This window comes from Parapedobacter defluvii (assembly GCF_014642075.1).
Lineage (GTDB): Bacteria > Bacteroidota > Bacteroidia > Sphingobacteriales > Sphingobacteriaceae > Parapedobacter > Parapedobacter defluvii.
Genome location: NZ_BMIK01000027.1, coordinates 22,280 through 46,886, shown reverse-complemented (window position 1 = coordinate 46,886; position 24,607 = coordinate 22,280). Strand labels below are relative to the sequence as shown.

At 45.8% G+C, this 24,607-nt stretch carries 19 protein-coding genes; 5 read left to right on the top strand and 14 right to left on the bottom strand.

Annotated elements, in window-relative coordinates:
• Positions 1-49: 49 nt before the first annotated feature.
• From IEX60_RS22815 to IEX60_RS22775, 9 genes are all read right to left on the bottom strand, one after another.
• Positions 50-1,279: an MFS transporter gene (locus IEX60_RS22815; RefSeq protein WP_188753709.1), complete on the bottom strand. Its 1,230-nt coding sequence runs from the start codon at positions 1,277-1,279 to the stop codon at positions 50-52.
• Positions 1,280-1,282: 3 nt separating this feature from the next.
• Positions 1,283-2,206, bottom strand: a complete 924-nt coding sequence (locus IEX60_RS22810) for a hydroxypyruvate isomerase family protein (protein WP_188753708.1) — start codon at positions 2,204-2,206, stop codon at positions 1,283-1,285.
• 90 nt (positions 2,207-2,296) lie between these two features.
• A complete protein-coding gene (locus tag IEX60_RS22805; protein WP_229717743.1) occupies positions 2,297-3,313 on the bottom strand; it encodes an FAD:protein FMN transferase in 1,017 nt (338 codons plus the stop codon).
• Entirely contained in the window at positions 3,313-4,632 is a 1,320-nt protein-coding gene (locus IEX60_RS22800) for a Gfo/Idh/MocA family protein (RefSeq protein WP_188753707.1), read from the bottom strand. The genes IEX60_RS22805 and IEX60_RS22800 overlap by 1 nt, the downstream gene beginning before the upstream one ends.
• A 29-nt stretch (positions 4,633-4,661) precedes the next feature.
• Positions 4,662-5,624, bottom strand: coding sequence for a formylglycine-generating enzyme family protein (locus IEX60_RS22795; protein ID WP_188753706.1), 963 nt, complete (start codon positions 5,622-5,624; stop codon positions 4,662-4,664).
• A gap of 305 nt (positions 5,625-5,929) precedes the next feature.
• On the bottom strand, positions 5,930-8,824 hold the full coding sequence (gene infB, locus IEX60_RS22790; RefSeq protein ID WP_188753705.1) for a translation initiation factor IF-2: 2,895 nt from the start codon (positions 8,822-8,824) through the stop codon (positions 5,930-5,932).
• A gap of 85 nt (positions 8,825-8,909) precedes the next feature.
• Positions 8,910-10,148, bottom strand: a complete 1,239-nt coding sequence (gene nusA / locus IEX60_RS22785; protein WP_188753704.1) for a transcription termination factor NusA — start codon at positions 10,146-10,148, stop codon at positions 8,910-8,912.
• A gap of 1 nt (position 10,149) precedes the next feature.
• Entirely contained in the window at positions 10,150-10,620 is a 471-nt protein-coding gene (gene rimP, locus IEX60_RS22780; protein WP_188753703.1) for a ribosome assembly cofactor RimP, read from the bottom strand.
• Between the two features lie 347 nt (positions 10,621-10,967).
• The gene (locus IEX60_RS22775) at positions 10,968-11,744 is read right to left on the bottom strand and encodes a LexA family transcriptional regulator (RefSeq protein ID WP_188753702.1); all 777 of its coding nucleotides are present in this window, start codon (positions 11,742-11,744) and stop codon (positions 10,968-10,970) included.
• A gap of 107 nt (positions 11,745-11,851) precedes the next feature.
• Between IEX60_RS22775 and IEX60_RS22770 the strand changes: the two genes are divergently transcribed.
• The gene (locus tag IEX60_RS22770; protein ID WP_188753701.1) at positions 11,852-12,208 is read left to right on the top strand and encodes a GIY-YIG nuclease family protein; all 357 of its coding nucleotides are present in this window, start codon (positions 11,852-11,854) and stop codon (positions 12,206-12,208) included.
• A 75-nt stretch (positions 12,209-12,283) separates the two neighbouring features.
• Here IEX60_RS22770 and IEX60_RS22765 read toward each other — a convergent pair whose 3' ends face one another.
• Positions 12,284-15,397 carry a peptidase MA family metallohydrolase gene (locus IEX60_RS22765; RefSeq protein WP_188753700.1) on the bottom strand — a complete coding sequence of 1,038 codons (3,114 nt, stop codon included), beginning with the start codon at positions 15,395-15,397 and terminating at the stop codon, positions 12,284-12,286.
• 72 nt (positions 15,398-15,469) lie between these two features.
• Entirely contained in the window at positions 15,470-17,827 is a 2,358-nt protein-coding gene (locus tag IEX60_RS22760; RefSeq protein ID WP_188753699.1) for a penicillin-binding protein 1A, read from the bottom strand.
• Positions 17,828-17,949: 122 nt separating this feature from the next.
• Here IEX60_RS22760 and IEX60_RS22755 point away from each other — a divergent pair, with 122 nt between their 5' ends.
• Positions 17,950-18,828, top strand: coding sequence for a polyphosphate kinase 2 family protein (locus IEX60_RS22755; RefSeq protein ID WP_188753698.1), 879 nt, complete (start codon positions 17,950-17,952; stop codon positions 18,826-18,828).
• Between the two features lie 6 nt (positions 18,829-18,834).
• On the opposite strand, the gene IEX60_RS22750 is transcribed toward IEX60_RS22755, so the two are convergent.
• Entirely contained in the window at positions 18,835-19,806 is a 972-nt protein-coding gene (locus IEX60_RS22750; RefSeq protein WP_188753697.1) for a cation diffusion facilitator family transporter, read from the bottom strand.
• A 188-nt stretch (positions 19,807-19,994) separates the two neighbouring features.
• On the opposite strand from IEX60_RS22750, the gene IEX60_RS22745 reads away from it, so the two are divergent.
• The gene (locus IEX60_RS22745; RefSeq protein WP_188753696.1) at positions 19,995-21,200 is read left to right on the top strand and encodes a pyridoxal phosphate-dependent aminotransferase; all 1,206 of its coding nucleotides are present in this window, start codon (positions 19,995-19,997) and stop codon (positions 21,198-21,200) included.
• 26 nt (positions 21,201-21,226) lie between these two features.
• Here IEX60_RS22745 and IEX60_RS22740 read toward each other — a convergent pair whose 3' ends face one another.
• Positions 21,227-22,474 carry an ABC transporter permease gene (locus tag IEX60_RS22740; protein WP_188753695.1) on the bottom strand — a complete coding sequence of 416 codons (1,248 nt, stop codon included), beginning with the start codon at positions 22,472-22,474 and terminating at the stop codon, positions 21,227-21,229.
• Between the two features lie 170 nt (positions 22,475-22,644).
• Here IEX60_RS22740 and queA point away from each other — a divergent pair, with 170 nt between their 5' ends.
• Both queA and IEX60_RS22730 read left to right on the top strand, forming a co-directional pair.
• Positions 22,645-23,694 (top strand): tRNA preQ1(34) S-adenosylmethionine ribosyltransferase-isomerase QueA, encoded by a 1,050-nt coding sequence (queA, locus tag IEX60_RS22735; RefSeq protein ID WP_188753694.1) that lies wholly within the window; start codon positions 22,645-22,647, stop codon positions 23,692-23,694.
• Positions 23,695-23,725: 31 nt separating this feature from the next.
• Positions 23,726-24,448, top strand: a complete 723-nt coding sequence (locus IEX60_RS22730; protein ID WP_188753693.1) for a 2-C-methyl-D-erythritol 4-phosphate cytidylyltransferase — start codon at positions 23,726-23,728, stop codon at positions 24,446-24,448.
• Here the strand turns inward: IEX60_RS22730 and IEX60_RS22725 are convergent.
• Positions 24,419-24,571, bottom strand: a complete 153-nt coding sequence (locus IEX60_RS22725; RefSeq protein ID WP_188753692.1) for a lmo0937 family membrane protein — start codon at positions 24,569-24,571, stop codon at positions 24,419-24,421. The two genes, IEX60_RS22730 and IEX60_RS22725, sit on opposite strands and share 30 nt — an antisense overlap.
• Positions 24,572-24,607 lie beyond the last annotated feature (36 nt).

The following is a 24,607-nucleotide window of genomic DNA, read 5'->3' as shown; positions in this document are numbered from 1 at the left end:
CCTAAAGGTATAATATATGACGTTATTATTCAAATTTTATTATTGTCCATTATACCGAGGGCTTTGGTTTGGTTGGCTCATTCTTGAAGAATTTCGCAAATAGGAACAGTACCACCGCGGCAATGACGGCGGGAACCAGCCAGACATTTTGCCAAAAGGGGGCATTTGTAGGAGCTGTCTGGTAATATTCACTGACAAATCCAGCTACCCAGAATCCGATTAATTGCCCCACACCGTACGTTGCAAGTGTTATTAAGCCCTGCGCGGAACTCTTATACCGCTCGCCAGCTTTTGCATCCGTATAGATCTGACCGGACACAAAGAAAAAATCATAGCATATACCGTGCAACGCGATTCCAAGAATCAACATGTACGAGAGTTCTCCTGCATTTCCGTACGCAAACAGCAGATAGCGTACCGCCCAGGCCAACATCCCCAGCATAATGGTATTTTTAAATCCAAATCGACTAAAAAATACAGGAAGCAAAAGCAGGAAAAAAGCTTCTGAAAACTGACCGATCGTCATCTTGCCGGTGGGATTCGCCAGTCCCGTTTCAGTTAGAAATTGATTGGCATATTGGTAATAGAAAGCCAGTGGGATGCAGATCAGGACGGACGACAAAAAAAACATCAAAAAGTTTCGATTGCCCAGCAGCTTTATTGCATCCAATCCCAATATCTGTGATAGATTGCTTTTCTCTTCTGCAGACCGCTTAGCCGGAGGGGTCTTGGGGAGGCCGAAACTAAATAAGCCCAATACAAGCGAAGCAACACCGGCCATCAAAAAAGTATTTTTCAACATTCCCTCTCCTGCATCCCACTTGAAGACATAGCTAATAGATAGCCCCGCAACAATCCAACCGATGGTACCAAAAACCCGTATGGAAGAGAATTGCTTTTCCGGATCGGAAATCTGCCGAAAGGAAACGGAATTGACCAATGCCAGTGTAGGCATGTATAAAATCATATATACCAATACATAGGGATAAAACATACCCACGCTGGGCGCAGTGTACATCTGATACATCAAAAATGCGCCGATCAGATGCAGTATACCCAAGATCCGCTCTGCATTAAAATAGCGGTCCGCAATCAGCCCGATAATAAATGGGGCTACAATCGCTCCCAACGATTGGGTAGAAAATATATTGGCTTTTTCCAGCTCTGATGCATGAAGGTTCTGACTCAGAAACGTACCCAACGTTACAAACCATGCTCCCCAAATAAAAAATTCGAGGAACATCATAAAAGAAAGTTTGATTCTTATGGTCGTCTTCATCCGCTATTGCAGAAAATTATCCACTTCTCGGTATGCAGCGATCAGTTTTACTTCGCCCTCTTTGCCGTCTACAGATTTACCATGCTCCATCCCTACCACACCCCGGTATCCTTTATCATAAATGTGCTTAAACAAATTTTTATAATTGATTTCACCGGTCGTAGGCTCACGTCTTCCTGGATTATCTCCGGTTTGAAAATAGGCAATCTCATCCCAGCAACGGTCAATATTAGCGATTAAGTCGCCTTCGTTGCGCTGCATGTGGTAAACATCGTACAAAATTTTGCAGGAAGGGCTATTTACGCCTTTACAGATCAGGTATGTCTGCGTGGAAGTACGCAGGAAAAGGTCAGGGGTATCACTCAGGGGCTCTAACACCATTATGATCCCATGTGGTTCCAATATTTCGGAACCGCGCCTTAACGCTTCAATCACATTTGCCGTTTGGATATCCAACGGCAGGTTACGTGCAAAATCTCCCGGTACAACCGTGGTGAATTTACCCCCGCACCGTTTTGCTAACTCGACAGCTTGGCGGCATCCTTTCAGAAAAATATCCACATATTCTTGCTTCCCAGCCGTTAAGGTGTTGGCACCGTTGCCCCCTTTGTCAAGGACAAACACACCCATGGACATTCCCAGCTTGGCCAACAGTTTGCCTATTTTCTCCTGTTCGGCTACCGAGCGCCCTGAAAAGCCATTGTCTTCAATTCCACGGAAACCATGGTCGTAAGCAAACTGAATTTGGTCGAGTATGCTTTTCCCTGCATGGTTCTCAAATTGACCTTGATGAGGGCCATAATTCAGGTTGAAGGGTTTATTGTTTTGCCCATTGACTGTACGATCTCCCTGTGCGTACAATGAGGTACCACCAACAACCGCTCCCGTTGCCAATAGTGAATTTCGGATAAATTGAGCTCTCTTCATAAGAATAAAATTGTACTTAATGGTCTAATGAAATCTGTATGTCCATCACCCCTTTTTTCATCAGGTGTTGAACATACCAGACCTCATTTGTTAATTAGCTAATAATCTTTTAAATCCGGCACTCATGGTGTCCCGCACCATTCCCGACCTGTCTTTGTAAATCACAAAAACCTCCATGTCTCTGCGTTTATCTACGAAACGAATCGCTTCCCCTGCTTCCATCGCCATAATCACGTTGTCGTAGCCATCAGCCGTAATGGCATCTTTTGCATAGATTGTCGCACTGATAATTCCCGTATTAAATGGATAGCCTGTCTTGGGATCGATATGATGCGAAAACTTGCGTTTGCCGTCCTGCAAAAACTTCCGGTAATTTCCGGCGGTTGTGATCGCCCCTTCACGTATCTCCATGACATCGCTGATTCCCACACCATTGCTCCCATCGTCAGAAGGACGTTCAATCCCAATCCGCATCGGCAACCCGTCTGGTTTTGGACCCTTCACCCGCAATTCGCCACCAAGTTCTACCACATAGTGTGCTACCCCCCCGTTTTCCAAAAGCTCAGCTAACACATCCACGCTGTATCCCTGGGCGATTCCATTTAAATCAATTTGTACACATGGACTTTGCTTGCGCAATTGGTATCGTTTGAGCCGTATCTTGTCCATTCCGACACAATCCATTACATGGCGTACTTCATTGCTATCGGGAAAATGATCGACAGGCTTAACCCCAAACCCCCAAAGCTGTACCAATGGTGCCACCGTAATGTCAAAAATCCCACGGCTATCCCGGTATATGGCAAAAGACTTTTTGAGTACGTTATAAAAATGGCTATCTAATTCAAAACGTCCCTTTCCACCGGCATTTATTTTATTGATAAGCGAATAGGGCTTATACAGCGACATTGAGGTGTCAATAACACGCAACACACTATCTATCGTATTTTTACGGATGCAACTATCAGCTGCATAATACGTGATCGTGTAATCTGTGCCTTGTGCATATCCCCGGATCGTATACTTTGACAGTTCCCCCGTGGTTGTGCCCGCTAAAAAAAGATAACAGGCACCCCCTGCCAACAGCCCTCGCCACCTTCTTTTCACTACAATACCACTGTTTGCCCAGGTATTGCATAGGGATATAATCCATTTTCATCCGGTAGCACCTTTGGCAACGCATCCCAAGCAAAACGTTCAGGCATTAAATCTACATTGGATTTCAGTGCATCCTCCCATTTGATAACCTGACCGGAATAAGTAGCCAATCTGCCAATAATTCCCGTAAGTGTGCTATAGGCACCGTATTCTGCGTTGTCAAATTTGTATTCTCCCTTTGTAATGGCATCAAACAGTTCAACGTGTTCATGTTGGTACGGATTTGCATTACCTCGTTTAGGATGGTTATACAGCTCATTGCCCTTTGCATCCCACAGGATGGCATCGTTTGCTGCCGACAAGTATATCCGCCCTTTGGTGCCCTGGAACGTTTCATCCACACGGTTGGATGTCCCCTCAAAATGCCGGCACTGGCTGTATATAACCGAACCATCGGCATATGTAAGTTCAACGGCATGATTATCGTAAATTTCTCCATGGTCTTTGCCCGTCCGCCATGCCCTGCTACCGGTACCTTGGATAGATACCGGATAGCTTCCTTTGACCCAATTGGCTACATCAATATTATGCACGTGCTGCTCAACGATATGATCTCCGCAAAGCCAGTTGAAATAATACCAATTACGCATCTGGTATTCCATTTCAGTTTGCTGAGGTGTACGTGGACGTACCCATACCCCACCGCTGTTCCAGTAAACCTGCCCCGATACAATATCGCCGAGGGCACCATCCTGTATGCGCTTTATCGCCTCGCGGTAATTAGCCTGATAGCGGCGTTGCAACCCAACTACCACATTAAGTTTTTTACGTTTTGCTTCTTCTGCCGCTTTTAACACCCTCCGTATACCGGGTATATCGGTAGCGACGGGTTTTTCCATGAAAATATGTTTTCCCTGCCGCACCGCTTCTTCAAAATGAATGGGCCGGAATCCGGGAGAAGTAGCCAGGATAACCACATCTGCCAATGGAATTGCCTTTTGATACGCATCAAAACCCACGAATTTGTGATCTTCCGGCACGTCCAGTTTGTCCGAGTGGCGCTCCGATAGCTTCGTGTATGCTTCATCCAGCCGGTCCCTGAACGCGTCTGCAAGTGCAACTATCTTGATATTAGCTCCAGAGGCAATGGCGTCAAACGCTGCACCGGTGCCGCGCCCCCCGCATCCTATAAGTACGACTTTAATCGTATCGTCTACACTTGCATGTGCCCCTACGAACGGTATTCCACTAAGCATTGCACCACCAGCCAATACAGCCGAGGTTTTTAGAAATTCCCGGCGTTGCCCGCCTACGGTTTTTGTATCCATCTCTGTTTTCGTTTATCTATGGTTAAAAATCAATAATCTTCTATCGGTGCCTTGTCGTAGTAAGCCATGATTTCGGCTTCTGACGGTGGATTCAGCGGACGTACCAGGCGGATGCCTATAAAAGGAGCCTCTGGAAACCACCAATTGCTCTTGGGAATTTGCGGATCTAACTGCTTCCAAAAGGGGTCGGAAGGCAGACGCGATGCAGACCGTAGGTCTTTAGCCCCATCTTCGAATGAGCCTCCCCGGATGGTATGCGGGTACAGTTTTTCAGGGATGGCAACCGGATTGTCTGCAACTTTCCCATCAAATTGCCGGTAAAAATCTTCAATGTATTGATCGTATGTCCATTCAGCCACATTTCCGTGCATATCATAAAGTCCCCACGCATTCGGTTTTTTTTGTCCTACCTCATGGGTTTTACCCCCGCTGTTGTCCTTATACCAGGCATATTCATCCAAATGTGAGGCGTCATCACCAAAATAATACGCGGTATTAGTTCCTGCGCGGCAGGCATATTCCCATTCGGCTTCCGTAGGTAGCCGGTAAAACACGCCGGTACGTACATACAACCACTTACAGAATTGGATCGCATTGTATTGAGTCATTGCCAATGCGGGATGCCCATCTTTTCCCATACCAAATGTCATATCCAAATACGGTTTGGTGGGACGGGTAACTGCATCAACTTCCGAAGGAACATTTCCTCCGCTCTGCACCCGCTCGAAATCTTTATATACAAAGGGTTCAAACAAGTTCCATGTAACCTCATACGTTCCCATCCAAAAAGGGGAAACCTTTACCTGATGCACCGGCTGCTCGTCCGGATTTCCTTGCTGGCTGCCCATTGAGAATTCCCCTCCGGGAATTGCCTCCATGGTAAAACTAAGCGAAGTGCCTTCAACTTGTTGCGTATACGGTTTAAAATCTTCCTGAGCTACTACATTGCTTGTCAAAAACAGACTAGCGAAAAATAAGGATTTAACAGACATTTCAGCTATAATCAATCAAAAATTGGTGGCTGAATTTAGTGCCTTTTTGTTTAAATGCAAAATGTTTGGCTGTTTTTTGACGGTTTCCAATAGGCAATTCATCATAAGATGGAGTTGCGCTATCCCTAAAAAACACACATATCGTGTAAATATTACACTATGAAGGGTAATTTCATGTGGAAAACTTTTTTTGATCTGCGTTGGGAAATCCACACGTCTTCCAACAAAAAAGCGTTGCTCTTGACGCCGGGTTTGGCACGAGCAACGCTAATCAATGCTATTTCCTCCGCAAATTGGAGGCTACCTTAGAGCTTACGTTTTACTTCAACCTGTTCGTAAGCCTCTATGATATCTCCAACTTTTATATCGTTGAAATTCTGAATATTTAATCCGCATTCATAACCTGTGGATACTTCTTTCACATCATCTTTGAATCGTTTCAGTGAAGCCAGCTGTCCGGTGTGTACCACTACTCCATCACGGATAATCCGAATGTTATGATTCCGGTTAATTTTTCCATCCAACACCATACACCCAGCGATGGTTCCCACCTTACTGATTTTGAAGGTTTCACGGATTTCCACGTTAGCCACAATTTTTTCCTCATATTTCGGCTCTAACATTCCTTCCATGGCCGCTTTCACCTCTTCAATGGCATCGTAGATAATCGAATACAAGCGGATGTCAATCTGTTCGTGTTCGGCCAGTTTGCGGGCACCGGTAGAAGGTCTTACCTGGAAGCCGATGATAATTGCATCGGAAGCAGAAGCCAACAGTACATCGGACTCCGAAATCTGTCCCACGGACTTATGGATAACATTCACCTGGATTTCCTCGGTCGAAAGTTTGAGTAGGGAGTCAGACAACGCTTCGATGGAACCGTCCACGTCTCCCTTAACAATTACATTCAGTTCCTTAAAGTTTCCGATCGCCAACCGTCTACCTATTTCATCTAGTGTAATATGCTTCTGTGTACGCAATCCCTGCTCACGTTGCAGCTGCAGCCGCTTATTGGCAACCTGCCGTGCTTCTGCTTCGCTTTCCATCTCGTAAAACTTATCCCCTGCCGTGGGTGCGCCTGACATACCCAGTATCTGCACAGGAGTTGATGGGCCTGCTTCCGTTACTTTCTGTCCACGTTCGTTATATAAAGCTTTCACTTTCCCGCTGTGAGAACCTGCCAATATAGGTGCTCCCACCCGAAGTGATCCCGACAGAATCAATACGGTAGTAACGATACCCCGCCCTTTATCAAGGCTGGCCTCGATAACAGATCCTACGGCACGCTTCTTCGGATCTGCCTTCAATTCGAGCAATTCTGCCTCGAGCAGTACTTTTTCAAGCAGCAGGTCTACGTTCTGACCCGTTTTACCGGATATTTCCTGGCATTGGTACTTGCCTCCCCAATCTTCTACCAAAATATTCATGGCTGAAAGCTGCTCGCGGATTCTATCGGCGTTGGCACCCGGCTTATCAATCTTCGTAAATGCAAACACAATCGGAACACCGGCTGCTTGCGCATGGTTAATTGCCTCCCGGGTCTGCGGCATCACAGCATCGTCTGCTGCGATCACGATAATGGCAATATCCGTTACCTGTGCACCGCGGGCTCGCATGGCAGTAAACGCTTCGTGCCCAGGTGTATCCAAGAAGGTAATCTTCCGCCCGTCATCAAGTGTTACTTCGTAAGCTCCGATGTGTTGCGTAATTCCACCTGCTTCGCCGGCTATTACATTGGCTTTCCGAACATAGTCAAGCAACGAGGTCTTACCATGATCCACGTGTCCCATAACGGTCACGATCGGTGCCCGGGGAATTAGGTTAGCTAGATTATCGGGCTCTTCAAGTTCTGTATTTTCTTCATCTTCCGGTTTAACAAATTCGATTTCATAACCAAATTCATCCGCTACAATGGCAATGGTTTCTGCATCCAACCGTTGATTGATGGATACAAACAGACCTAAACTCATACAGGTTGCAATGATCTGAGTTACAGGCACCCCCATCATATTAGCCAGGTCATTTGCCGTCACAAACTCGGTTACCTTGAGTATCTTGGACAATGCCTCTTGTTCCAACGCAGCTTCTTCCGCTGAGTGCGCAATGTCGTCCCTTTTTTGACGGCGTAGTTTCGCACGTTGGGCAAACTTACCCGATTTACCCGCTCCGCTAAGGCGCGCAAGTGTAGCTTTTATTTGATCTTGGATTTCCTTTTCAGATGGCTCTTCCCTCGTTTCCGTTGCATGCCTGGGTTTGCCCTTGAAATCCGGGCGCCCCTTACCACCCCCTTGTGCAGGCACATTAGTTCCCGGGCGTTGGGGCATGTTCGCTTTATCCTTGCGCTTACGCTTACGCTTGTGGTCATGCGCTGCAACACCCGATGAACTCGAAGAAGAAGCAACCGGCTTTTCTTTGGGTTGATGAGCTGCCAAATCAATACGTCCCACTACGTTCGGTCCTGCCAAACGCTGAGCACGTGCCCGGATTACCTCGTTCTGTGGCTCGGGGGTCTGCTCCTTTGCAGGCTGCGGAGTGGTTATTTGGGGTGCCGCTTTCGACACTTCGGGCTCCCTTTGCTTTTCTTCTACGACAGGTTTGCTGGCTTCCACTTCTTTCTCTTCGTGAGGAGCCTCGGGTGCCTTCGGTGATTGTTGGTCTGCTACGGGCTCTTTTTTCACCTCGGGCTCGTCTGCTTTTTGAACAGGTTCCTGCGGCGTTTCTTCTTCTTTAATTTCCTTTGGAGTATCCTTTTGGGGTCTTCCTCCCCGCAGGTTATCTAAATCGATCTTACCGACAATTTTCATCCCGGATACGTGTGGCTTCTCGTCGGTTTTTTCAGGCTCTTTTTCCCGGGGTTTCTCCGGTTCAGCCGCTTGACGGAGATCCGGCGTAAATGCACCTGTATTCTTAATCAAAATCTCCTCAGTGTCGTTATCTCGTTGCGGTTTGGGCATAACAGGCTCAGCAGGGGATTCCTCACGGCGGATTTTGCCAATGATAATCTGGTTGGCCTCTTCCTTCACGATTTTATCCCCCTGAAATTCCCGTAGAAGAACATCGTAAGTATCGCTGTCCAACTTGGTTCCGGGTTTGGGTTCAACATCGTAACCGTTTTTAACCAGAAAATCAACAGCCGTACCAATACCAATGTTCAACTCTTTTGCTGCTTTCAGCAATGTTATGCTCTTTCCTTCTGACATCTAATTTATTTATCTCCTTATTGTGTCGATTACAAAAGTATACTTTTTTATGCGTTTATTGGCAATTAATTAAAAAAGCATCCTATTATTCAAATTCAGCTTGCAGGACTTGAATGATCTCATGGATCGTATTTTCCTCCAGATCCGTACGCCTCACCAAATCGTCTACAGAGAGCGCCAATACAGATTTAGCGGTGTCCAAACCAACGCGCTTCAATTCATCGATGATCCAGCCGTCGATTTCATCTGCAAATTCTTCAATATCCACGTCTTCTTCCACCTCCTCGGCTTCGCGGTACACATCAATTTCATAACCGGTCAGCTTACCTGCAAGTTTAATGTTATGTCCTCCGCGGCCAATTGCCAGCGAAACCTGATCAGATTTGAGGTATACCGCAGCCGTTTTGTGTTCTTCGTCCAATTTGATTGAACCGATGCGGGCAGGGCTCAACGCCCGTTGTATATACAGTTGGGTATTATTTGTATAATTGATCACATCGATATTCTCATTTCTCAGCTCACGGACAATGCCGTGGATACGCGATCCCTTCATACCCACACACGCTCCTACTGGATCAATGCGGTCGTCATATGACTCCACCGCTACTTTTGCCCGTTCACCCGGTTCCCGCACGATTTTCCGGATGGTAATCAACCCGTCAAATATTTCGGGAACTTCCAATTCAAATAAACGCTGTAAAAACTCAGGAGCTGTGCGTGATATAATAATCCGCGGGTTGGCATTCACCATTTCCACTTTATGAACTACCGCCCGGATGCTATCTCCTTTTTTGAAATAATCCGCCGGGATCTGTTCCGTTTTAGGTAGAATTAACTCATTCCCGTCATCGTCCAATACCAGCGTCTCCTTTTTCCAAATCTGGTAAACCTCACCGGTAATCAGCTCCCCTTCCCGATCTTTATACTTTTTGAATACTTCATCTTTCTCCAATTCCAGGATCTTTGAGACCAAGGTTTGGCGCGCGGCTAAAATAGCCCGGCGACCAAAGCTTTCCAGCGTAATTTCTTCGATGTAATCGTCCCCTACTTCCAGATCGGGATCGTATTTACGGGCATCAGCCAACTCAATTTCCAGGTCGTCATCTTCCGAAAAGCCGTCTTCTACCACAACCCGTGTACGCCAAATCTCCAAGTCACCATTATCTGGGTTGACGATGACGTCGCAATTTTCATCGGTTCCGTATTTTCTGCGTATCATGCTGCGGAAAACTTCTTCCAGCACACTGATAACGGTAGGCCGATCGATGTTTTTGAACTCTTTGAATTCCTGAAAAGAGTCAATCAAATTAATATTATTGCTCATTTTATTTAAATGAAATTAACACCTTAGTTGTCTTAATACTTCCAAATGGGATTGTGCTTTGGTGTTCGACAGCCTTCTTCCCCTTTTCCTTTATTTTTTCCCTTATGGTAATGTGCTCATCCGTAACTTCCAACAACGTCCCTTCCTTTATTGTTCCATCGTTCAATACAACTTGCACATTCCTGCCTGTATTTTTTTTGTATTGACGTATTGAAGCAAGCGGTGTATCGATACCCGGCGACGAAACTTCCAACCGATAGGCATGGTCGATGGCATCTTCCTCTTCCAATTGAAATCCTACATAACGGCTGATTTCCGCACACTCCTGTATGCCTATGCCTTCATCCCCATCCACAAGTACTTCCAACCGGCCGCCGGGATGCATTTTTACCCCAACCAAAAACAGGTCTTCCCGGTCGGCAATTTTTGCCTCTACCAGCACCTTAACCCGATCTTCTATGGACGTTGTCATTCCTTTACAATTAAAACCATGAAAAAAGGGGACGATAGCTGTCCCCTCTCTTCCAAGATGATGCAAAGATAAGTAAAAATCTTTGAAAAATAAAAATCTACAGAACCTAATCGTAAGCCAGTATCTCTTGGCACGGGCTTGCCCCCTGCTTGTGTCCCGCTTCGGTGCTCAATGCTGAATGGAACCGCGCTTGCTATGTACTGAGACCAGACTTGGTTTGGCCGTGCCAATTGGAGTCCAAACCAAGTCCATTTGCGTTACAGTCTCATCACCCAAGCAGACCCGAAGCGATCTCCAAGCCAACCCCTGCATTATGCCTATGCATTCGCGTGATCCACGGGAACCTCTTATTCCCGTTTATCCACCACATTGCTGATGGTTTTCTGCATTTGTGCCATCATGGCCGTCAATGTTTCCATCGTGGGCTCGGGATTGGGTTCCGGCAACTGAGTACTGATATATGCTTTGGCTTTCCATATTTCCAAAATATCGGCAGCGGGAACCCAATAGGGCTCATATGTTTTATTATCTGACACCAGCTTCAGCCCCTTTTCCTCCTTGTATTTAAAGGCGATCCGTTTGTATACGACGCCATCATTACGGGAAATAACCACATACGTTTGCCCCGGCTTTATGTCGCTCCAATTCTCAACATATTCTGCAATCACCACACTTCCCGGTTGCAACGGCAGCATGGAATCTCCTTTGATTTCAAAAGCTCGATAAGTACCTTGCCGGAACATCGGCAGACTGAATTTAGGTAGTTCTGCAATATATTCAGGGTCTGCATATCCATTAAGATAACCAGCGCTTGCCTTTACCGGTACCAATTGAATGTTTTCCCGGTCATCGCCGTCCACCGTAATGCTTAACACCCGCACATTGGCTGCATTGCCACGCGGGGTAGGTTTCCACTTGTCATTGATTGTCTCGTTTGCCAGTTCGTCCATCGTCAATTCGTAAAAATCGGCAATTTTCTTTAGCAATTCGTACTTAGGTTCCGCACGACTCTCCTCATAAGCCCCGACAGACGCGCGTTTAATACCCATTTCATCCGCAAACTGTTGCTGGGTAAGTTTCTTTTTTTTGCGGAGGTATTTAAGATTATTAGCAATCGTAGACATAAAATTTAAAATAAATTTGTATTAACTAAATAAATTAGTATTATTGTGCCAATAAAGTTAGCAATTAATCTTACAAGTACAAAAAATAATCGTTAATATTTTCTCACATGATGAATACATACATATACATCCTTACCGATTGCAACCGTAACTGCCTACACGTGGGACTGTCTGACGACCTTAATAAGGCCGTGAATAGCTATGAATGTCTTTCCGGTTTTTGTTTCGATGCCGGTTCAAAAGTTTCCCGGTTAGTATATCACGAATCACTCCCCACCGAGGAGATGGCACTCAAAAGATTCCAAGAGTTGAGTAAGTTTACGCGGATGCAAAAGGAACGCCTTATCCGTAGATACAACCCCAATTGGATTGATTTGGGCAGCCGTATGTCCAATGGCAGCTTATCTATGCTACCCACAATTACACCATTCCGTATGAAATTATCGCAATTAGCTTCCTATTAATATAAGTAGCTGCCTAATAGTACACAACAGCTATCAGAATACGCATTACGCAGACGTATAGTAGGATACCCCACACTACCAACCTGGAGCAAAATTAAGTCCAAATGTTCCAAAACGGACATCTGTCCGCTGAAAAGGAAAGGCATAATAGGGCTCCAATATCATCGCTCCGAATAAGTTAACACGCAACGACAGGCCGGCACTTAATGCAGGTATGCGTTCATAGACATCTACGGACTGCCCCCCGGGACCCTGTACCGTTTCGACGTACCTCGGTGTACTTCTGAAGGCAACTTTTGAGTTACTATCCCAAGCCAAGCCCGCATCAAAGAACAGGTTCAAGTCTGAAAACAGCATGCCTGACCGCACAACAGCCAATTTTTCGGGACCTGTAAATGGCAGCCTCACTTCAAAATTAAACACTGCAATGCGTGTCCCCATTAAGCTGTTGAAATTAAATCGTTCATCTTGCGAACTTCTAAATGATGAACTTTCATAACCGCGTATCAGATGCGGATACCCTAAAAACAAGGGATAGAGCGCGTTCTCATGCCGGCCCGCACGCATATACGTATAAGCCCGTGCAGCGATCGTAATGGGCTGATACCGGTTGTACTTACGTAAATCAAATGTATAAGCTGTAAAGTTATAGTCGCCGAAATACTGTTCAGCTCCTACCCTATAGCGATACCCCTGCAAAGGTGCAGCAATACCGAATACTGCATTATCTCCAACAAAAGACGTGTTCACCTGCTGAATAACAAATGCGTTGAAATTGCCCCCAAAAATTTCACTTGCTTCCTCGTTCGGCACTTTATCCCTTCCCCCATAGCCATAATAATAACTTTGCCACCACCTGTCCACACGATAGCTGTACCGGGCAATTGCCCCCCCTACCTCAAATCGATGATTTCTGGAAAATGGATATGCACCAAATGCCTCTGCCTGTTGCTGGAAAGTTCGAATAATGTAGGTATCAATTATTGTTTCAGGTCCATTTCCTACATCACGGTTGCTATAGAAGGAGTATCCCGACATATAAGGAATATGGGAAACCGCACCGCCCCAATTTATCCGGCTCTTTTGGTTAATATAAGCTACCTGCCCACCGAAATCATAAATTTCACCGTTGATGGACAGCGCAGCAAAAATCTGGTTATGTCCCAAAATATCTGAAAACATCCCCTGAATACCACTGGCAATCCCCGCGCCATAACGGCTGCCAACTGCCAAGCCCATACCGCTATTTGCCAGGTAATCCAGCTTAAAGTTTGGTTTATACGGGATGTTGGAAATCCGGCTGTCACCGATACGCTGAAACAAGTTGAAATTATTCAGATTCGCATTAACTACGTCCACCCCTAGATTTTGTGGCGGCGGAAGCATCGCTGCGTCAAAATTGACTGTATAAGGATCCACTTCAACCGCTTTAAATTCATCTTCCTTCGCGTAATAAAGTGAATATGCATTGTTGCGGAAGTAGGAATACAGAACGTCACCGTTTGCCGACAGGCTTAGTGCAGGCGAATATTCGGTTATCCCACTGATCCCTGTAAAATACTGGGTTAACCGTTCCACTTTCCCCCCTTCCAATGTATACCGGTACATATTTCGGAAACCATCGCAGTTCGACAAGAAATAAATCTGACTGTCGTCTGCCGAAAACTGTGGATTCAGGTTGTTGGCTCCCTGAAATACATGGATGTTGGTGATGGCCTTCGTTTCCAAATCGATTATCGCCATATTCATCGGAATGTCTACACTTCTCGAATCCGATTGAAGGGATACCCGGTCGGTACTGAATACGATCCGCTTCCCGTCCCGCGAAAAACTGGGCTGGTAATCTGAATATCCATCGTCTGTTAATTGCGTAAGCTTCTTTGTCGTAATATTATATAGATAAATATCACTGTAGCCATTTTTCAATCCTGAAAAAGCGACGGTTTCGCCATCCGGCGACCAGGCGATGTTGGCGAACTCCGCAATGTCACCCATGGCCTCCAGTACCAACTCCCTACCGGTTTCCACATCCACAACCATCAACTTACTTTTGCCCCGGCTAAACACGCTGAAAGCAAATTTACGGCTGTCCGGCGAAAACGCTCCTGACGATTCGATAAAACTATACTCATCGATGTCTTCATTCGTCAGCTTACTGCTTAGCTTCCTAATGTTCCCGCCAGTATGTGCATCGGCCAGGAACAGGTCGATACTGAACAGGTTTTTTTCCGATAAAAACGCCATGTGCTTTCCATCCGGCGAAATTGCAGGAGAAACATTCATCCGCCCCGAATTGCTGCTATTGACTACCGATCGGCCTACGGGCGTCACCGCAGTATCAACGGGCAGATTGCGGTATGCATTTTCCATGCTGTTCCTCCATAGGTTGGATAGCGTCTGTGCATCGTAACCAAATACACGCCTGATACCCAGTTCATACCCATACATGGCTGTGGCCTTGAATAAAGGCATAATCACGGTATCCCCATAGGTAGATCCCAAATAAGCCCAAAAGGCCTGCCCATACCGGTATGGGAAATACTGATTCGGATTTTCAGTCATCGCACGCAGCGAGGGGATGTTATGGTTCAGATACGCATCACGCATCCACATGGCTGTAAAGGCATCTTTTTTTCCAATGGAAAAGTATTCTGCCATACCCTCCACCATCCACAAAGGAATATTTCCGATATTTTCCAAACGCGTGGAATCTCCTCCCTCTATCAATACCCGGTATTGGAAAGCATGCACCAATTCGTGTCCGAGTACGTGCCGGGTTTGATGATTGATCTGCATAACCGGGAACACCACCCGGTTTTTGAAGGCTTCGGTTACCCCGCCGGTTCCAACACTGATTTCTCCCTGTATGGCAGTGGTTTGCTGAAACTCCGGGTGATTGCTGTATAAAATAACCGGATTCTTTCTCAAAAACGTATCCCTGAATACCTGTTGATGTAATTCATACCAAACCTCCGCTTCTTTCGCCAACCACCTAACCACCGTATCGTTTTGCAAGTAGTAGTGAAGGTCAAAGTGAGGGGTTTCGTAAACCTTGAATTTAAGCGACTTATACCGCATTTTATTCTGACCAAAATATTGAGCCTGAACATTCACTGCAGTCAAGCCGATGATCGTAAGAACAAAGATATTCAGCGCAACGAGCCGGACAAATCGATTAAGGTAAGTCATGGAAAACGGGTGTATAAAACAATGTAAAATTAGAACGAATATCGGTGAAAAAGTTTAATTATTGGCAACATATTATTTTTCGTCATTTTCATTTTCACTTGGCAGGGATGGGGCATTTTCCAGTTGTTTTCCGATTTCCTCGATGTCCGTAGGGACCTCCAACGGCGTATCGGGTAGCCGGAGCGGCGAAATGCTATCCATCAATAAGCTGTCTGGCCGCGGTATACGGGGGCTGGGACAATTATATTTCCGGGTGATCTCTACCGTTGGTTCGGCAAAAGGACCGTATTCATAACCGAGTGCATGATCGTGATAAACCTTTTCCATAAACCTACCAAATACCGGTAACGCAGTACGAGATCCCTCCCCCGTCTGTGAGTTTCTAAAATGAATGCTTCGTTCGTCGCAGCCGATCCAAACGCCGGTCACCAAATCTTTCGTTACCCCCATGTACCATCCATCTACATAATCTGAAGAAGTTCCGGTTTTACCACCAATTTGATTATTACCTTTCCATAGGTCCCACTCCCACAGTCCCTGTGACGTACCTTCCGGTTCTTCCATACTTCCCCTCAGCATGTAACCCATTAACCAGGCAACTTCTTCACTGATGGCCTGCTTTGCGGTTGTTTTAAATGTAGCTACTGTTTTTCCGTTGTAATCAACTATTTTCGATACAAGCACGGGTTCAACCCGCCGCCCTTTGTTCATAAATGTAGCATATGCATTTACCATCTCAAACACACTGACATCGTTGGATCCGAGACTTACCGAAGGAACCGAGGCTAAGGGACTGCTAATACCACAGCGGTGGGCGGCGTCAACCACTTTATCCCACCCCACTTCTTCGGTAATCTGCGCAGTGATCGAATTGACCGATCGGCCCATAGCCCAACGCAGGGACATTTCGCGGCCGCTGAACACCCAATCTGCATTTTTAGGCTCCCAGGTTTTATCTTCTCCGTTTTCGGTATAGGCAATGCGCACGTATTTATCGACATATTTATCACAGGGCGACTTGCCCGCTTCTAATGCGGCCAAATAGGCAAACGGTTTGAACGTAGAACCCGCTTGACGCTTGGCTTGAAAGACATGGTCATACTTGTAGTAGCGGTAATTGATCCCACCTACCCAAGCTTTGATTTCGCCATTATATGGATCCATGGTCATCAATCCCGCATTGAGCATCCTAGCGTAATGTGCCAACGAATCCAATGTCGAATAGCGGACTTCCTTCGGCCCATCCCAAGTAAACACTTCCATCGTTTTCGGAAGATTCAGGTAATAGCGGATGCTGTCAAGATTAGCTTCGTATTTTTCTGCCAGTTGCTGGTAATACGGGGTCCGCTCCGCCAATTTCTCTAAAAAATCTTCAATCACATTGCCTTCTGTATCCCGCCAGGGCAGCTCTCCCTGCCACGCATTATCCAGCCGCTGTTGTAAGGGTTTCATCTGCTCGGCCACAGCTTCTTCGGCATGCCGCTGCATACGTGAGTCTATAGTGGTATAAATTTTCAATCCATCGACATAAATATCATACCCGTTTTCCTCGCACCAAGAGACCAACCAACGCTCAACCGCCGTCCGAAGGTAAGAATCTCCGGCTCCCAATTCATCAACTTCACCCAGGTGCAATCCCAATTCGGCAGCCTTCGCATGCGTATATTCCGCTTCGGAAAGAAATCCGGCCTTGTACATTTGCGCTAAAACAACATTACGCCGTTCCAGTGATCGGTCAGGATTACGAATTGGGTTATAAAGCGTCGTCCCCTTCAACATACCAATGAGCACAGCCGCTTCAGCTGCGGTCAGATCTCCGGGTTCTTTATTGAAATAACGCCGTGCTACGGTTTTGATGCCATAGGCATTGTTGCTGAATGATACGGTATTGAGATACATGGTGATAATCTCCTTCTTACCGTATCGGCTTTCAAGCTTATACGCGGTCATCCATTCTTTAAACTTGACCACTAAAATGTTAATGCCCGGTATCTTGCCCAATAGGCCAACTGATTGGCTATAGCGGGTCCGGTATAGGTTTTTTGCCAACTGCTGGGTAATCGTGCTCCCTCCTCTTTTATCACCCTGTGCAGTAGACACAATACTGGAGAAGAGCGCCCAGAAATCTACCCCATGATGCTTAAAAAAACGGATATCTTCCGTAGCGACCAACGCGTTGACAACATCCGTTGAAATGCTATCGTATGGCACTGGCGACCGGTCTTCTTTAAAATACCGGCCAATAAGCACACTATCTGCTGTATATACTTCCGATGCAATAGGTTGGATCGGCTTGCCGATATCCCTAGACGTCGGAGAATAGCCGAATAATCCTAAGAAATTCACTTCCACCGCACATACCAGCATTACCAAGAGGTAAACAATAATCACAAAATAACGTATATAGCGGTTGCGTATTTCCTTAAACATCGGGTAAATATGACGAAATGTTTTGATATAACATACGGTTGCACAACAGATTGTGCGACAATTTTGTTGCTTTATTTATATAAAATCCTATTTTGCAACCACTTTATCTTCAATCGTATTATATGGCAAATGTCATTGAAAAATTTGGTGTGACGTCCGGAAAAGCATTTAAACTGAAAAATTACAAAACGGACGACCCGGGATCCATGGAAAAAAAAGAAGCGCTGGCAGATTTGGTCGATTTCCAGACGGAGTTAAAGGAATACCAGGAACGGCTGTATGCCGAAGATTCGCAAAGCTTGCTGGTTATCCTTCAGGCCATGGATGCAGCCGGCAAAGACGGAGCAATCGAACACGTCATGAGCGGCGTCAATCCGCAGGGATGCCAGGTATTCAGTTTCAAGCAACCTACCAGCAATGATTACGAACACGACTTCCTTTGGCGGCACTATAAAGCACTGCCTGAAAGAGGCCGCATAGGTATTCATAACCGGTCACACTATGAATATGTCCTGATATGCAGGGTTCATCCTGAATACAACTTATCCGAACGAATACCGGGCTACCGCAATGTGAAAGACTTTAATGCTGAATTTTGGGAAGATCGTTACGAAAGCATCCGCCAATTTGAAGCGCATTTGCATCGAAATGGCACCAAAATCATTAAGTTTTTTCTCCATGTATCCAAAGAAGAACAGAAGAAGCGCTTTCTTGACCGGATCGAAGATAACTATAAAAACTGGAAGTTCTCAGCGTCTGATATCGACGAACGGGCCTATTGGGACGCGTATATGAGCGCATACGAAACTGCAATTGCTTCCACCGCAACTCCGGCTTCCCCCTGGTATGTCATTCCCGCAGATAAAAAATGGTTTGCCCGATATGCAGTTGGCAAAATTATCGTAGAGACATTGAAACAAATGGAACCTGAATTTCCAAAGCTACCCGAAAATCAAAAAGAAAAATTGAAATCTTACAAGGAGAAACTAGAGAGAGAATGATTATAATTAAAAGTGTTTCTTGTTTTCACTGATGTTTGCCTTATTCCAGCGTATATCCTTCTGTTGGGGTTCACTGCGAATCGGGCAGTTCTTGACCCGGCAATAGTGGCAACAGGTCGGTATACAGGGATCTGCATGAATAAATAATTCAGTATTTGCATGTAAATGACTATTAATCAAACCATCAATAGCAGACACCTCATCATGTACTTTATTTAAATTATAGTAATTGGGTAACGTAACATGGCAATCAATATGTAGTTCATGACCGTAACGTTGCACCCGTAGGTTGTGCACATCAATCCAATCATCCCTCCGGTACTTCTGCAAAATACCGGCTACTTTTCCGACCAGTTCGACGTCCGACTCATCCATCAAGCCTCCGATGGACTTGCGGAGCAGTTTGTAACCGCTGAACAGGATGAAGGCACCTAACCCCAGGGATAATACCGCATCAATCCAAGTCCACCCTGTGTAATACATAAGGATAAGCCCAACCAGCAACCCCACTGTGCTGTATGCGTCCGTTTGCAGGTGTTTTCCGTCGGCGTGCAGCGTCAGGGAATTCAACTCCCCGCTTCGCCTCACCATATAGGTACCCAACACAAAATTGACAACACCGGTAAAAGCAACCAGTCCAATACCCTCTAATAGGTTGCCTAGCGTTTCCGGGAAAAACAGGTTATATACTGCTTTACCAAGAATCAGAACCCCCGCAATGAAAATCAGCCCTCCTTCCAAAAACACGGAAAAAAACTCCACTTTTCCATGCCCATAGGGATGGTTTTGGTCCCTCGGACGGGCAGCAAGGTGGATGCTGTAGAAAGCAAACCCGGAAGCTACCACATTGACAATGCTTTCCATCGCATCGGTCAATATAGCATTCGAGTTGGTCAGCAGATAGGCTGCGAATTTTACAAGCATTAATAAAACACCTGTAGCCAGTGCCAACCGGATGATATTTTTCTGTTTGTTCAATTTACTGGGGTGTTATCGTAAACCCTGTTCGTTATGCAATTTATCCGGTAAGTGGATGCAAGATGCAAACCGCATCAAAATTAGGATTATAGTTGTGTGATTCAAACCCAAGATTGCTTCTATTTTCATCTGTCAGATTCTACGTAAAAAATTGGAGAATGTTACAAATTTACCTAAGTTTGCGCACCATGAGTACATCTTCTATTCTTTCGAAACGGATAAACAATCTCTCCGAATCAGCAACCTTGAAAATGACCAAATTAGGTCGCGAACTGGCGGCTAAAGGCATTAACGTAATCAGCCTCAGTGTAGGCGAGCCTGATTTTAATACACCGGATCACGTAAAGCAAGCTGCCAAGCAGGCACTTGACGATAATTATACGCGGTATTCTCCGGTACCGGGTTATCCGGAACTGCGGAAGGCTATTGTCAATAAGCTAAAAAATGAAAATGGCTTGGATTACGATGTCTCTCAAATTGTCGTTTCGACGGGAGCGAAACAATCGCTTTCCAATGCCATCTTAACGCTGATTAACCCAGGCGATGAGGTGATCATTCCAACCCCCTATTGGGTTTCCTATTCCGAGATGGTGACACTCGCGGAAGGTAAGTCGGTATTCATTAACGCTACGATCGACAGCGACTTCAAAATCACGCCGGAAGAATTGGAAGCTGTTATTACGCCCAAAAGCAAACTATTTATGTTTTCTTCGCCCTGCAATCCCACGGGCAGCGTATATACCAAAGAAGAGCTGGAAGGATTGGTACGGGTATTTGAAAAGCATCCGAATATTTACATCATTTCCGACGAAATCTATGAGCATATAAATTTCATCGGCAAGCACGAATCCATCGCGCAATTTGACAGCATCAAAGACCGGGTAATTCTCATCAATGGGTTCTCGAAAGCATTCGCTATGACGGGTTGGCGGCTCGGCTACCTCGCTGCCAGCAAAGAAATCGCTGCCGCCAACGACAAATTACAGGGACAGACCACGTCTGGCACATGTTCCATCGCACAACGCGCGGGCATTGCCGCACTTGAACAAGGGTTGGACACCGTCTTGGAAATGAAGAATGCGTTCGAACGCCGCCGTGAACTGGTGTATAATTTACTGAAAGACATCCCGGGTGTAAAAACCAACCTTCCCAAAGGTGCTTTTTACTTCTTCCCGGATATCAGCTCTTTCTTCGGGAAACAAGACACGCAGGGCAACGTTATCAGAGATTCCGCAGACCTTGCATTGTACTTGCTGAACGAGGCCCATGTAGCTACAGTCGGAGGCGATTCTTTTGGTAATAACAACTACATACGGTTGTCGTATGCTGCTTCGGATGAAAGCCTTACAGAAGCTTTGCGAAGGATAAAAGAAGCGCTGGGTAAGCTGAAATAGCCCCGAATTAAAATCTGCTTTCTAGTTTATTTGCTTCGTATGGCCTCCACCGGATCCATGCGCGCTGCCATAGCCGCAGGAATAATACCGGCTATAAGCCCTATGAGGGTGGAAAGAAATACTGTAAGGATGACCATGGACACATTGACCACAATTGCCAGGTCAAATATCAATTTGACCAGCAACGTGAGTAGAAAGACAAAGGAAAGCCCCATCAGGCCTCCGATGAGACAAAGGGCAATGGCCTCAATAAGAAACTGGGATAATATAAAATAGTTCTTAGCACCCAGTGATTTCTGGATACCGATGATGTGTGTGCGTTCTTTGACCGACACAAACATAATATTCGCAATCCCGAAACCGCCGACCAGTATGGAAAAGGCACCGATAATGCCACCTGCAATATTGATGACCTTAAACATCGCATCCAACTGCGCGGTAATGATGGTGGTCTTGTTTAACGAAAAATCATCTTCCTGCTGCGGTCCTAGCCGATGGATGGACCGCATTACACCCCGCAGTTCGCTTTCGGTTTCTTCCAGCGAAACATTGGGAGCGGCACTTACCATGATAACAGGCCCATAGCGCCTGATATTAATGAGGTTACGTCCCAGATTCAACGGAATCATAATGACATTATCCATCGAAACATCGAAAATCATTCCCTCACCTTCTTCCTTGAATACACCGATAACGGTGATCTTTCTACCTAATACTTTCAAGGATTTACCGATCGGATCCGTATTTGGAAATAATCCCTCGGCTATTGTGGCTCCGATGACGGCGACATTGCTTCCCCTGTTGGATTCTGATTCCGTGAAATACCTTCCTTCTACAATCTCAAGATCCCGGATATTATAGAGCTCATGTGACGTAGCCGTAACGGTAACTCCAGAAACGTTGTTATTAAGGTATTGGGCCGTCCGGTTTCCGATGTCTATGGAAAAAGAAATGGCTTCCGCCGTGGTCATTCTGGACTTCAGCGATTCATAGTCGCGGAGAGTCGGCTCTGGACGGTTCACGTACTTCCACCAGGGGAAATCAGGCCCGCCGTCCCAAGGCCATTTCATTACGTAGATTGTTTTACTACCGAGTTTTTCGACGCTGCTTTCCAGGTTTGCTCTCAACGTGTCAACCGCAGAAAACACCCCGATAATAATCAGGATACCAATGGTCACCCCCAACAGCGACAATAATGTCCGGGTACGGTTTTCACGGAGTGCTGAAAACGCAAAACCGAAACTCTCGCCGATCAATCTCAGGAATAATAACATATAATGTTTAGACGGATAGTTCCGTTATTAGTTACAAACTAACGTAAAGTTTTTGTATATACAATAAAGCGACAGAAACAACATTATAATAATAAATAATTTCATAACTTTGCACGCTAATTTATACGTTGGGCATACGTGGTGCCCTATCTTAAAATTTCACATCAACAATGAAGCTATCACAGTTTAAGTTCAATTTGCCCGAATCCCTGATTGCCTATGAGCCAACCGAAAGCCGCGATGAATCCCGATTGATGGTGCTCGACCGCAAAACCGGTAAAATCGAACATAAAATATTCAAAGACATCCTGAATTATTTTGATGATAAGGATGTAATGATCCTTAACAACACAAAGGTATTTCCGGCCCGTATGTACGGCAATAAGGAAAAAACAGGTGCCACCATTGAGGTGTTTCTGCTCCGCGAGCTGAATAAGGAACTACGCCTGTGGGATGTGCTGGTAGATCCCGCACGTAAAATCCGCGTAGGTAACAAGTTATACTTTGGCGATGACGATTTATTGGTAGCCGAGGTAGTGGACAACACCACATCACGTGGCCGCACCATCCGTTTCCTGTTTGATGGAACCGATGAGGAATTTCGCCGGAACATTGAAATCCTGGGTGAAACCCCGCTGCCGAAATACATCAAACGCAAGGCTACGCCAGAAGACAAATTCCGGTACCAAACTATATTTGCAAAGCACGAAGGCGCCGTCGCCGCCCCTACCGCCGGCTTGCACTTTAGCCGCGAACTCATGAAACGGTTGGAGCTAAAGGGTGTGGAGTTTGCAGAAATCACCCTCCACGTCGGCTTGGGTACTTTCCGGCAGGTCGAGGTAGAAGACCTCACTAAACACAAGATGGATTCGGAACAATTCATCATCCCGGAAGAGGCAGCCAGGACCGTGAATAAGGCAATTGACGCCAAGCGGCGGGTATGTGCTGTAGGCACCACCTCAATGCGGGCAATCGAGTCATCCGTCTCCGCCGATAAGCACCTGAAGCCAGCAAACGAATGGACCAGTAAATTCATCTATCCGCCCTATGACTTCAGTATTGCTAACAGCATGATTACCAATTTTCATACACCTGAATCTACCTTATTGGTTATGATCGCTGCATTTGGTGGATACGAAAATGTGATGAATGCTTACGAAATTGCTGTGAAAGAAAAATACCGGTTTTATAGCTATGGAGATGCTATGCTGATTATTTAGGGATCGGTGATCGGTGGCAAAGGTGGATAACATGCAGGAGCATTATGCAATCGTCGTTGGAGGCGGAACGGGTACCCGGATGGGTTCAGATACACCCAAGCAGTTTTTGCCATTAAATGGTATACCGGTAGCGATGCACGCCATCCGTGCGTTTCATAACAGTAAATATTCGCCACAAATCGTTGTTGTCATCCCATCTGCCCAGCATGGCTATTGGTCCGAGCTCTGTGAAAAATACAACTTTGACATTCCACATGTTGTTGCTAGCGGTGGTAAAAGTCGGTTTGAAAGCGTCAAAAACGGTTTGGCCGCCGTGCAATTAAGGTGTACCGATCTTTCACAAAGCCTTATCGCTGTTCACGATGCAGCAAGGCCATTAATTGCACCCACTTTGATAGACGCTACCTTCGATCAGGCGGCACGCTACGGAGCCGCAGCCTTGGCTATCCAAAGCACCAACTCAGTCCGGTTGAAAAGCAGCAATGGCTTAAAAAACAATGCATATCCGAGACAACAAGTCTACCTGATGCAAACGCCCCAGACTTTTAACGGCGTTATCCTTTCCGAATCGTATAAGCTAGATGAAGACAATGCATTTACAGACGATGCATCGGTGGTTGAAAAAAAAGGGTATCCTATCACATTGGTTGATGGGGATACCCGTAATATCAAAATTACCTTCCCGGAAGATTTACGTATCGCAGCAATCCTATCGGGTACTTACTCAGGCTGCACTCCGGATGACACGCAATAGAATGGCGATAATGGCAATCACCAGTAAAATATGGATGATTCCACCGGTGTAATATCCACCAAAATAACTGATCGCCCACGCGATAACCAAAATAACAGCGATAACATAAAGCAAATTTCCCATGATTACAGAGGTTAATTGTTTTTAATTAATTGATTA

Coding starts and splice junctions, on each gene's coding strand:
- IEX60_RS22810 (WP_188753708.1), bottom strand. CDS start 2,206: ATGAAGAGAGCTCAATTTATCCGAAATTCACTATTGGCAACGGGAGCG.
- IEX60_RS22745 (WP_188753696.1), top strand. CDS start 19,995: ATGAGTACATCTTCTATTCTTTCGAAACGGATAAACAATCTCTCCGAA.
- nusA (WP_188753704.1), bottom strand. CDS start 10,148: ATGAGCAATAATATTAATTTGATTGACTCTTTTCAGGAATTCAAAGAG.
- queA (WP_188753694.1), top strand. CDS start 22,645: ATGAAGCTATCACAGTTTAAGTTCAATTTGCCCGAATCCCTGATTGCC.
- IEX60_RS22740 (WP_188753695.1), bottom strand. CDS start 22,474: ATGTTATTATTCCTGAGATTGATCGGCGAGAGTTTCGGTTTTGCGTTT.
- IEX60_RS22800 (WP_188753707.1), bottom strand. CDS start 4,632: ATGGATACAAAAACCGTAGGCGGGCAACGCCGGGAATTTCTAAAAACC.
- IEX60_RS22725 (WP_188753692.1), bottom strand. CDS start 24,571: ATGGGAAATTTGCTTTATGTTATCGCTGTTATTTTGGTTATCGCGTGG.
- infB (WP_188753705.1), bottom strand. CDS start 8,824: ATGTCAGAAGGAAAGAGCATAACATTGCTGAAAGCAGCAAAAGAGTTG.
- IEX60_RS22795 (WP_188753706.1), bottom strand. CDS start 5,624: ATGTCTGTTAAATCCTTATTTTTCGCTAGTCTGTTTTTGACAAGCAAT.
- rimP (WP_188753703.1), bottom strand. CDS start 10,620: ATGACAACGTCCATAGAAGATCGGGTTAAGGTGCTGGTAGAGGCAAAA.
- IEX60_RS22755 (WP_188753698.1), top strand. CDS start 17,950: ATGGCAAATGTCATTGAAAAATTTGGTGTGACGTCCGGAAAAGCATTT.
- IEX60_RS22765 (WP_188753700.1), bottom strand. CDS start 15,397: ATGACTTACCTTAATCGATTTGTCCGGCTCGTTGCGCTGAATATCTTT.
- IEX60_RS22730 (WP_188753693.1), top strand. CDS start 23,726: ATGCAGGAGCATTATGCAATCGTCGTTGGAGGCGGAACGGGTACCCGG.
- IEX60_RS22770 (WP_188753701.1), top strand. CDS start 11,852: ATGATGAATACATACATATACATCCTTACCGATTGCAACCGTAACTGC.
- IEX60_RS22775 (WP_188753702.1), bottom strand. CDS start 11,744: ATGTCTACGATTGCTAATAATCTTAAATACCTCCGCAAAAAAAAGAAA.
- IEX60_RS22760 (WP_188753699.1), bottom strand. CDS start 17,827: ATGTTTAAGGAAATACGCAACCGCTATATACGTTATTTTGTGATTATT.
- IEX60_RS22815 (WP_188753709.1), bottom strand. CDS start 1,279: ATGAAGACGACCATAAGAATCAAACTTTCTTTTATGATGTTCCTCGAA.